This is a genomic window from Bacteroides sp. D22 (genome assembly GCF_000163675.1).
Taxonomy (GTDB): domain Bacteria; phylum Bacteroidota; class Bacteroidia; order Bacteroidales; family Bacteroidaceae; genus Bacteroides; species Bacteroides xylanisolvens.
This window is the reverse complement of the sequence record NZ_GG774795.1, coordinates 50,632-61,288: the sequence shown is the minus strand read 5'-3', so window position 1 is coordinate 61,288 and position 10,657 is coordinate 50,632. Positions and strand designations below refer to the sequence as shown.

Here is a 10,657-nt window from a genome sequence, read left to right as displayed (position 1 = left end):
GGGGCGCCACAGATTACAGCAGCAATGGATATATAGATAATAGTTTCCATTTTATGTACTTTTTTGCGGTTCATCCTAGGATCTTCTATTTGTTTACAAAGGTCAATTATGCCAATTTTCATGTTAGTTTATGTTTTATAATATCTTATAAAGATAAGGAAAATAATCGACATATACAATAGATAATACACTAATAGTCAATAATATAAAAATAAAATACAAGTTGTAAGATAGTAAAAAATATAATGCGTCGACCCTGGAGCGTGAATCGGTGGTACAGTCGTATCCGTTATTGCCGATGAGTTTAAAAAGACAGGCAGTTTGGATAAAGCCGATGAATTGGCAAAGGGAACCTTCATGAAATCGTTTCCCCGATGTTGCCTTGCACGTAGGTTATGTAGCCATACACGATCCGGATGTTTCAGTTGCAGGATGAGCCAGTGTTGATGTGACGGTTTCAGACGTTCCTCTCTGCCCATTTCTTTCATAGACGGGTAGGCACGTAAAATGATTCCTTTCGCATCCGTTACGGCGCAGGGAGTTTTGCGGGAACCTGTTCCGGTGGGGCGTAATCCTGTGCGGATGGCGTGCATCGTGTTGGTGTATGCATCGAACCATTCAAGGTTTGACACGTGGTTGTTCATTGTGTTTCCGTCAAGGTGGTTTATTTGCGGCAGATGTTTCGGGTTGGGAATAAATGCTTTTGCAATTAAACGGTGGACGTGGTAATCGGTACAAATTCCTTTATTTAGGAGTGATACTGTTTCATAACCGGTCCCGATAATTTTGGTGCAAAGAATTAACTTCGATTTGCCTTTGAAGCTCAATACCCGCCCATGATCTGAAATCATATAGTCGGGGTTTTCCTCAATAAATCTCCAATTTTCCATACTTGATACTGATAAATGTTAATAAAATTATACTCTGTTAAAAAATAGTCGCTTCTCTGAATTTAGCAAGGAGAAACGGCGTTTCCTGCATCTGTTAAACGGCGTTTCCTAGTGTGGAAAAGCGGCGTTTCTTGTATGTGTTAAACGGCGTTTCTTGCTGTCTTCATCTTGCTCTGTAGGAGGTTCGAGCCGTTCGGCACAGTGAATGAGAAATTCTAATTCTTCCCGGCAACCTTGAATCGCTTCTTGCAGGGAGTCTACATTATACTGTCTGCAAAGAGCTTCCCACTCTTTTCGTTCTTGCTGATTCATTCCTTTTTCTTGTAGGTTCATTCCACTTCGATATCCAGAAAATTTTCAGCATGAAAGGTGCGCCAGCCTTTGGCATCGATGTCGTAATAGACGACAAATGTGTTCTCCGGTTTCGGTGTGTACGGGCGGCGGAAACTATGTTCGTAGCCGATGAGTGTGCCGGTGGCACGACGGATGGTTCCATCCTGCTTGGTATATCGGAAACAGACGTTTCCGTGATGCATTTGTCGGATAAGCTTTCCTATCCGGTGAGCCGTGACGAGTGCATCGTGCCGGCTCATGCCATTACTTTGCCGGATGACAGCGGCCTGCTTCATAAGCCGTATCCGTTGAAGTGAATGATTCTTTTTGATTTCAGTCATTTTCTTATTCGGTTTATTTTTGATTACGGTGGCAAAGGTAGAAGATGAGTTGCGTAAAGGTTGTCCAAGCTTGACGCATAAAAAAAGAATGGATACGAATGTGTCATGCTTGAATGAGTCGATGCGTTAAAAAATTCGACCCATATTTGAATTTATTCATGGAATAAGAACGAATGTGTCATGCTTGAACACAAATGTTAAAAGAAATATCGGACTTTTGTGGAATATTATAAAAATAAATTATGAAAATGGTAAATAAGAAATTTAAAGTAAAAAGTAGGGATAAACAGAGTAAAACAACCGGTGTCCGTCATAGTGACGACGATGTGAAGAAAGCGGTGGTGGATCGCATTTTTAAGATAGAACAGTTGAATAATATTCCGGAAGGCTATGTGGCGAACGATTCGAATTGTTCGCGTTCTTCAATAGGACGTATATGCAAATGTAAATTTGACGGTCAGAGTCCTATCCCCGATTGGACAACTATTCATAATTATTCTGCTTGTATCATTGGAGAGTCTGAATTTATTCCCGGATTTCCCGAAGTGTTGTGTCAAATTTTAAATCTAATTGTTGACGATTCGGCAGATATAGACTGCACGGTGGATAATGACTGCCATATAGACATTGAAATTCGGTTTCATACCTCCAAAAAACTGGTTAAGGATCCTACGGAAAAGGAAGGAGATAAGGAGATAGGGAGAAAGAGGAACAATAAAAAGTAGAATTAAAGACGAAAATAGAAGGAATGGACCGATGACGGGCTGCTGTTGGCTTTTGTCGGAGGTCACTGCCGATTTTATGAAACCGTCGGGAGAAGAGCCCTCGGAATAAGGCGGCTTCGGGCGATATTCTTGCCCAGTTATGAATTTATCTTTTAGAGGTGGATGACGGACGCGGATAACGGACGCGGATTTTTAAATAGCTGTGCAACTTTAAAAATCCGTGTCATCCGCGTCTAAAAAATTACTTGTATGCTGAAGGGAAATCCTGCTCGGGCACTACGATGTCAAATATCCATTCAGATCACTCTATTTTCATTCCTTTCCGTACCGTATTTGTTTTTTAGGGTTCTCCCAAAAACTTGAAGAATAGTCCAACTTGAGCCGGAGTAAGTAAGATTGCCTTTTCACTGTAGCCGGTTTGGGCGAGTGCGGCTTGTAATTCCGTATTTTGGGCAATCCAACTGCGGAGGGTGCGGCGTGCCGAGGCAGACTGTATGTGAGGCAGATAAAGTGTGGCCAGCTGACTTTTGCTGTAAGTCTGTATGCGGGTAGAGTTTGCCGTCTCCGGCATTTCTTTTGGGTTGACGGAGGTTGCTGTTGTTTCTGTTTTCATTGTCGGTACTTTCTATTATTAGTAGGTGTTCATAATTCGTTTATATCATAATTTAGGCACGGATTACTCCTAAAAAAATAGCCATTAATCAGTGACAGGAACTTATCTGTTTCTTTTAAGTTTATCCTGTGTGAATGCGAAGATACGCTTTTTTATGCCAAGTGGTTCTGCTTTGTACAGAAGCCTTTGTTGGCATAGCTCGTGTAGAAATTGTGTCTTTTTGTTGGTTCTTGTGACGAGTTGTCACATCGTGTTTCTCTGCTTTTTTCCTTTCATATACTTTTGCCTTCGTAATCGGTTACAGATAAAATTTATTCATTAATCATTAAAAAGAAGAAAGGAAAAAAAGTATGCCATTAATTTACAAACCGTATCAGGCAACGCTTGCCAACAAGGAAGGACAGAAACTTTATTATCCCCGTCTGGTGAAATTCGGGAAAATGGTCAATACGCAGAAAATGGCGGAATTGATTGCAGAAAAAGCCTCGCTGACAGCGGGTGATGTTCATAACGTCATTCGCAACCTGATGTCGGTGATGCGTGAACAGTTGCTCAATAGCCGCACGGTGCGCCTCGAAGGCTTGGGGACGTTTACTATGATTGCCAAGGCAAACGGGAAAGGGGTAGAGTTGGAAAATAAGGTCAGCAGTTCGCAGATCACTTCATTGCGTTGCCAGTTTACGCCCGAATACACTCGTGCCGCCAACGGAAGTGCTACCCGTGCGTTGACCACCGGGGTGGAGTTTGTGCACATCAAGGATGTAGCGGGTTCGTTTGTGGCCGACGATGTCATTGACAAAGAACCGGATGATGATAATAAACCTGGTGGTGGAAGCGGAGAAGCGCCGGACCCGGCAGCTTAACCGGTAACTTGACTGTCAGCCGGACACGACCGACGGTTGACAGTCAAATCCCAACGGATATATAAACGGATCCCAACGGACATAAAACGGATTATTAACTTTTAAAAAGAAAACGGATGAGACTATTATTGGAGAAGTTGCTGGATATTCTTGAAGCAGTTCTGCGTTTCCGCCACCGGAGAAACGGCAAGGCAGAAAAGGATTAGCTAGCTGGAAAAGGCTTGGCATACCTGAAAAAAAAGGTATGAAACGGAATGACGTAAAAACATAGAACGTGCCGTCTGCACGTAGCTCGCGGAACAAGTAAAAATAAACGTGTAGCAACTCATAGAGTAAACATAAGTAAGGAGCAAGTAAAGAAGCTGTCTCGAATGGACGAGGCAGCTTTTCTTTTTTTTTCGTATTCTGAAAATACTTTTTCGGAAACATGGCGGAAATGAGAATTTTGATGATAATTTTTTTAAGACAGAAATATTTCTGAATGAGGCAGCTTTTTTTTGTATCCATTTATTTTCTTCTATTCTTGACCGTATTCAACAAAAAAACTCTATCTTTGTTTTATAATTGAGACACAGCATATAATGGGAAGATTTATCAATCCCTTTACCGATTTTGGCTTTAAGTTTTTATTCGGCAGAGAGGTAGAAAAGGAGTTGTTAATCGACTTCTTGAACGATTTGCTCGTAGGCGAGCACGTAATCACCGACATCAGGTTCCTTAACAACGAACAGCCGCCGGAAGTAAAAACAGAACGAGGTCTTATCTACGACATCTATTGCGTAACCGATACCGGTGAACGTATTATCGTAGAAATGCAGAACCGGGAACAGCCTTATTTTAAAGATCGTGCCCTCTTCTATCTTTCTAGGGCCATTACGCAGCAAGCGAAAAGGGGAGTTTGGAACTTCCAGTTGGATGCCGTGTACGGAGTGTTCTTCATGAATTTCGTGATGGATAAGGATATGCCCTCTAAAATCAGAACGGATATCGTTCTTTCTGACAGGGATACGGGGAAGCTCTTCAGCAACAAGTTCCGGCAGATTTTTATCGAACTGCCGAATTTCAATAAAGAAGAGGATGAATGTGAAAATGATTTTGAACGCTGGATTTATATACTAAAGCATATGGATACACTTGACCGGATGCCTTTCAAGGCTCGCAAGGCCGTCTTCGAGCGACTTGAAAAGTTGGCTTCCAAAGCAAATATGACCCAGGAGGAAAGAGCCCAGTATGAAGAAGAATGGAAAGTTTATAACGATTATTTTAATACGTTGGACTTTGCTGAACAGAAGGGCTTACAGAAAGGCTTACAAAAAGGATTACAGAAAGGTTTGCAAAAAGGTAAAGAAGAAACAGCTCGTAATTTGAAAGAATTAGGTGTGGCTGACGATATTATTATGAAATCTACCGGGCTTTCGAAAGAAGAAATAGAAAAATTATAATTTCTTTCATTCCATTGGGAAGAAAGGCTTGTCGAAAGTGAAAAAATAGTCTATAACTTATGAAGCAAAAGATAGTTGTGGAGACTTTTAACACATCCTTTTTTCGCTAAGAGTAAAGTATCTAAAAACTATATATGTCTTTGGGGTGAAATAAACGGATTTGGAATATTATCCACGTTAAAATCAGAAAAAAGTTTTCCGTTTTGGAAAACTTTCTGTATCAGCGAGAAAGAAAAGTTTCCCGAAATTTAATGTTAAAAGCTAACCAAGCTATGATATAATCTCCTATCTTTGTATCCGGTTTCGGAACTAAAAAGAGGTTTAGTCAATGAGGGAACGCTGTGCAAATCAGCGACAGTACCCGCTGCTGTAATTCTCTAAGAATCCGCACAATAGGCCACTGCATCGATGCCGGTGTGGGAAGGTGTTGCGGGGGAGGGATAAGTCAGAAGACCTGCCGAAGAGATTTTCTATTTTTAATTTATTAATGCTTTCGGGAGTTAAAGTTATGAACTACGCGGAAATTTGTATCATCAAACGTGATGGTAAAAGAGAAGATTTCTCTATCAGTAAGATTAAGAATGCAATCAGTAAAGCATTCAGTGCAAGTGGAATTCAGGATGAGCAGCAGTTGGTTGCTGACATCACCATGAATGTTATCAGTCAGTTTGCTACCCCCACGATCACCGTAGAAGAGATTCAAGACTTGGTAGAAAAGTCGTTGATGAAAGTGCGGCCGGAAGTAGCGAAGAAATACATCATCTATCGCGAATGGCGGAATACGGAGCGTGATAAGAAAACCCAGATGAAACAGGTGATGGACGGTATTGTGGCTATCGACAAGAACGATGTCAATTTGAGCAACGCCAACATGAGCAGTCACACGCCTGCCGGACAGATGATGACGTTCGCTTCCGAAGTAACTAAAGATTATACCTATAAATACTTGTTGCCGAAACGTTTTGCCGAAGCGCACCAGTTGGGAGACATTCACATCCACGACCTGGATTATTATCCGACAAAGACGACAACCTGCATCCAATATGATATGGATGACCTCTTTGAACGCGGTTTCCGCACAAAGAACGGTAGCATCCGCACCCCGCAAAGCATCCAAAGCTATGCTACGCTGGCTACCATCATCTTTCAGACCAACCAAAATGAGCAGCATGGCGGACAGGCGATTCCGGCTTTCGATTTCTTCATGGCAAAAGGAGTGGCCAAATCTTTCCGCAAGCATCTGGCATCGTTCATCAACTTCTATGTGGCTATGGAAAACGGAAATCAGGCCGATGAAAAATCCATCCGCACGTTGATTAAAGAATACCTTCCGTCTATCAAGTCCACCGAGGCCGAACGCGAAACATTGCGCATCGCTCTGGTCGCTTTACAGATCATTATAGATAAAGAACACCTTGCCCGCATCGTCGAAAAAGCCTACCAGCAGACCCGTAAAGATACACATCAGGCAATGGAAGGATTCATCCACAACCTGAACACGATGCATTCTCGTGGCGGTAACCAAGTGGTATTCAGTTCCATCAACTACGGAACGGACACTTCTGCTGAAGGCCGCATGGTGATCGAAGAACTGCTGAAAGCTACCATTGAAGGCCTCGGCACCAGAGGAGAAGTGCCCGTATTCCCCATCCAGATATTCAAGGTGAAAGACGGCGTTTCTTACTCGGAGAAAGACTTTGAGAAAGCAATGAAAGCGGAGAACATCGAAGAGGCAATGACCGACAGTTACGAGGCTCCCAACTTCGACTTGTTATTAAAGGCTTGCCAGACTACTGCGAAAGCGTTGTTCCCGAACTTCATGTTCCTCGACACACCTTTCAACAAGAACGAGAAATGGAAAGCCGACGATCCGCAGCGTTACATTTACGAACTGGCAACAATGGGCTGCCGTACCCGTGTTTTTGAAAATGTGGCCGGAGAAAAATCTTCTTTAGGACGTGGCAATCTTTCGTTCACCACACTGAATATGCCAAGACTGGCTATCGAAGCCCGTATCAAAGCGGAAAATCTGGTAGAGGATGAACGCAACAAGGACGCCATCGAACAAAAGGCAAAAGAAATTTTCATCGAATCCGTACACCAAATGTCCGCGCTCGTAGCCGACCAGCTTTACGAACGTTATCAGTATCAGCGTACGGCCCTGGCACGCCAGTTCCCGTTCATGATGGGAAATAATGTGTGGAAAGGCGGCGGCGAACTGAATCCGAACGAACAGGTAGGAGACGCCTTGCGCAGCGGTACACTGGGGATCGGATTTATCGGCGGGCATAACGCGATGGTGGCTCTCTACGGACAAGGTCACGGACACAGCCAGAAAGCATGGGACACGCTGTATGAAGCGGTGATGGAAATGAATAAAGTGGTAGACGAATATAAAGAGAAATATAACCTGAACTACTCCGTTCTGGCTACTCCTGCCGAAGGACTTTCGGGACGTTTCACGAAAATGGACCGCCGGAAATATGGAAAAATCCCCGGAGTGACAGATCGCGACTATTATGTCAACTCTTTCCACGTAGACGTGAAAGAACCGATCAGCATCGTTGAGAAAATCAAGCGTGAAGCTCCGTTCCACGCTATTACGCGCGGCGGACACATCACGTATGTGGAGCTGGACGGTGAAGCGCAGAAGAATGTGCGTGCCATTGCCAAGATTGTGAAAGTGATGCACGACGAAGGAATTGGATACGGCTCTATCAATCACCCGGTAGACACTTGTCATAACTGTGGTTACAAGGGAGTTATCTTCGATAAATGCCCTGTATGCCAGAGTGAAAGTATTCTCCGTATGCGCCGTATCACCGGTTATCTGACGGGCGATTTAAGCTCTTGGAACTCTGCCAAGCGGGCAGAAGAGAAGGACCGTGTAAAACATTTGTAGAATAAATGTTTGATAATTGATGAATGGATAATGAACGGTGCTTGATGAAAGCGTTACGGTTCATTATCCATTATTCGGTTATTGCTTGCAGCACGTTACTCTCATCTTGTACTGTTCTGTAACGAGTATTTATTCCACATTTATATGGTTATCATCCATTCTCAAATCTTCATTTTTCATTAGCTATTAAAGAAGTGAATTTACTAGGAACTTATTCTGAAACGATTGTTGACGGTGAAGGTATCAGGTTTTCTATTTATCTTGCCGGCTGCTCCCATCATTGTCCCGGTTGCCACAACCCGGAGAGTTGGAATCCGGGAGTAGGAGAAGAACTGACGGAGGAGAAAATACAGTCCATCATTCGTGAAATCAAAGCGAATCCTTTGTTGGACGGCGTTACTTTTTCCGGCGGTGATCCGTTTTTTCATCCGGAAGCGTTCCTGCTTTTACTGAAACGGGTGAAAGAGGAAACAGGGATGAACGTGTGGTGCTACACCGGATACACATACGAAGAAATTAAGGCGCAGCCTCGTTTGAGTGCCGCTCTTGATTATATTGATGTATTGGTGGACGGACGCTTCGAACAGGCTCTTTTCTCTCCATATCTGGAGTTCAGGGGAAGCAGTAATCAGCGGATTTTGAAGTTGAAGTAAATGTAATTCGACATTTGGAGTAAGTTGAATTCAGTAGTTGAGCACTAAAAAAACTTATTTTTCAAAGGAAACAAAAACACCTGTACCGTTGTTTTGTTTACCTTTACGAAACCAAGTGAATCATTTTTCATCACAGAGTAACGCGGCGCTTTTTGGTAGCCGGTGGGGCTTGCGTCTGTGTTTGTGTCTGCTTGATGGTGAAGAAATAAACGACTACTTACAAGAATAAGTTTTTATGGTACAATCAATAAATCCAACTCAAAAAAACGATGAGACCGATGGCTTGCCAATGCCTAAACGTATTTGGGCGGTGGTGTCTGTCGGCTTCGCTCTTTGTATGTCAGTACTGGATATTAACATCGTCAATATCGTACTACCTACACTTTCGCATGATTTTGGGACTTCTCCCGCTGTAACCACCTGGATTATCAACGGCTATCAGCTGGCCATCGTTATATCGTTACTGTCTTTTTCCGCTTTGGGTGAAATCATCGGTTACCGGAAAGTCTTTCTTTCGGGCATCGGACTGTTTTGCGTCACTTCATTGATCTGTGCCTTGTCCGATTCGTTTTGGACTTTGACGGTTGCCCGTATCTTTCAAGGGTTCAGCGCTTCCGCCATCACTAGTGTGAATACGGCACAGCTGCGTTACATCTATCCGAAGAGCCAGATCGGGCGGGGGATGGGGATCAATGCAATGGTAGTCGCCATATCGGCTGCCGCTGGACCATCTGTGGCGAGCGGTATTCTTTCCATTGCCAGTTGGCACTGGTTGTTTGCCATCAATGTGCCGTTGGGACTCACTGCATTGCTTCTTGGCATCAAACATCTGCCACGACAGGAGGAGCGTACGAAACGTAAATTCGATTACATCAGTGCCATCGCGAATGCGGTCACTTTCGGTCTGCTCATTTACACGCTGGACGGATTTGCCCACCATGAGAAAATGGACTTCCTTTTCATTCAACTGATTGTGTTGGCAGTGGTCGGTACCTACTACGTGCGCCGGCAACTGACGCAGACCACTCCGCTGCTCCCTCTTGATCTGCTGCGGATTCCGATTTTCCGGCTGTCCATCCTGACTTCCATCTGTTCTTTCATAGCACAAATGACAGCGATGGTTTCTTTGCCTTTTTTCCTCCAGAACACTTTGGGACACAGCGAAGTCATGACTGGACTTCTACTCACACCGTGGCCGTTGGCTACGCTTGTCACGGCTCCATTGGCAGGATATCTTGTCGAGCGCATCCACCCCGGTATCTTGGGAAGTGTCGGGATGGCTCTGTTTGCCGTCGGGCTTTTCTCGCTTTCCAGTCTGACTGCCGAGTCGTCCGATATTAGTATCATACTGCGTTTGATGCTGTGTGGGGCAGGCTTCGGATTGTTCCAGACACCGAACAACAGTACGATTATCTCTTCCGCTCCTACGCAACGTTCGGGCGGAGCCAGTGGTATGTTGGGAATGGCCCGCCTGTTGGGACAGACCACCGGGACAACATTGGTCGCATTGCTTTTCAGCTTCGTCGCTCATGACCGGAGTACGGCTGTCTGCCTTATGGTAGGAAGTGGATTTGCTGTTGTGGCGGCTATCGTCAGCAGCTTGAGACTATCGCAGCCTTCCACTCTGAAAAGAAAATAAGAACTTATAAAGTCAGGCTAATTGAAAATAAATAAACTGAGGCTGGTGCCGAAAGCGGAGCTCACTCCGGAACTGGAGGTGTACTACAATTATACCTGTCAGGAGGGCGATTATATTAAAACGTGCACAGTGCCTTCACCCAAGTTGGATGAAACGGATTTGGAAAGAAAAAAAAGATGTTGAAGATTTAGAAAATTTAAAGGCAAGCAACTATAAAAAAAGTATCCCGGATGAGAGAGGAGTGAATACCTGTTCT

The 10,657-nt window shown here is 43.9% G+C and carries 11 protein-coding genes and 1 riboswitch; of the genes, 6 read left to right on the top strand and 5 right to left on the bottom strand.

The window, feature by feature from the left end; all coding sequences use genetic code 11:
• From HMPREF0106_RS28180 to HMPREF0106_RS23975, 4 genes are all read right to left on the bottom strand, one after another.
• On the bottom strand, positions 1-122 hold a 122-nt coding region (locus HMPREF0106_RS28180), incomplete at its 3' end, for a transposase family protein (RefSeq protein WP_198138542.1).
• A 75-nt stretch (positions 123-197) separates the two neighbouring features.
• The gene (locus tag HMPREF0106_RS23965; RefSeq protein WP_009038701.1) at positions 198-890 is read right to left on the bottom strand and encodes an HNH endonuclease; all 693 of its coding nucleotides are present in this window, start codon (positions 888-890) and stop codon (positions 198-200) included.
• 108 nt (positions 891-998) lie between these two features.
• On the bottom strand, positions 999-1,202 hold the full coding sequence (locus HMPREF0106_RS23970; protein ID WP_225480697.1) for a hypothetical protein: 204 nt from the start codon (positions 1,200-1,202) through the stop codon (positions 999-1,001).
• Between the two features lie 17 nt (positions 1,203-1,219).
• Entirely contained in the window at positions 1,220-1,564 is a 345-nt protein-coding gene (locus tag HMPREF0106_RS23975) for an SH3 beta-barrel fold-containing protein (RefSeq protein ID WP_008770759.1), read from the bottom strand.
• A gap of 242 nt (positions 1,565-1,806) precedes the next feature.
• On the opposite strand from HMPREF0106_RS23975, the gene HMPREF0106_RS23980 reads away from it, so the two are divergent.
• Positions 1,807-2,289, top strand: a complete 483-nt coding sequence (locus tag HMPREF0106_RS23980) for a hypothetical protein (protein WP_009038699.1) — start codon at positions 1,807-1,809, stop codon at positions 2,287-2,289.
• Between the two features lie 340 nt (positions 2,290-2,629).
• Here the strand turns inward: HMPREF0106_RS23980 and HMPREF0106_RS23985 are convergent, their stop codons facing one another.
• Positions 2,630-2,902, bottom strand: a complete 273-nt coding sequence (locus tag HMPREF0106_RS23985) for a DUF4248 domain-containing protein (RefSeq protein ID WP_009038698.1) — start codon at positions 2,900-2,902, stop codon at positions 2,630-2,632.
• Between the two features lie 350 nt (positions 2,903-3,252).
• On the opposite strand from HMPREF0106_RS23985, the gene HMPREF0106_RS23990 reads away from it, so the two are divergent.
• The 5 genes from HMPREF0106_RS23990 to HMPREF0106_RS24010 all read left to right on the top strand — a co-directional run bounded on the left by HMPREF0106_RS23990 (position 3,253) and on the right by HMPREF0106_RS24010 (position 10,401).
• Entirely contained in the window at positions 3,253-3,765 is a 513-nt protein-coding gene (locus HMPREF0106_RS23990; RefSeq protein ID WP_009038697.1) for an HU family DNA-binding protein, read from the top strand.
• Between the two features lie 581 nt (positions 3,766-4,346).
• Positions 4,347-5,207 (top strand): Rpn family recombination-promoting nuclease/putative transposase, encoded by an 861-nt coding sequence (locus HMPREF0106_RS23995; protein WP_009038696.1) that lies wholly within the window; start codon positions 4,347-4,349, stop codon positions 5,205-5,207.
• Between the two features lie 287 nt (positions 5,208-5,494).
• Positions 5,495-5,684: riboswitch (cobalamin riboswitch) on the top strand.
• Positions 5,685-5,715: 31 nt separating this feature from the next.
• Positions 5,716-8,109 carry an anaerobic ribonucleoside triphosphate reductase gene (locus HMPREF0106_RS24000; protein WP_004313429.1) on the top strand — a complete coding sequence of 798 codons (2,394 nt, stop codon included), beginning with the start codon at positions 5,716-5,718 and terminating at the stop codon, positions 8,107-8,109.
• A gap of 194 nt (positions 8,110-8,303) precedes the next feature.
• Positions 8,304-8,762, top strand: a complete 459-nt coding sequence (gene nrdG, locus HMPREF0106_RS24005; protein ID WP_009038695.1) for an anaerobic ribonucleoside-triphosphate reductase activating protein — start codon at positions 8,304-8,306, stop codon at positions 8,760-8,762.
• A 235-nt stretch (positions 8,763-8,997) separates the two neighbouring features.
• Entirely contained in the window at positions 8,998-10,401 is a 1,404-nt protein-coding gene (locus HMPREF0106_RS24010) for an MFS transporter (RefSeq protein WP_008026570.1), read from the top strand.
• Positions 10,402-10,657: the final 256 nt, after the last annotated feature.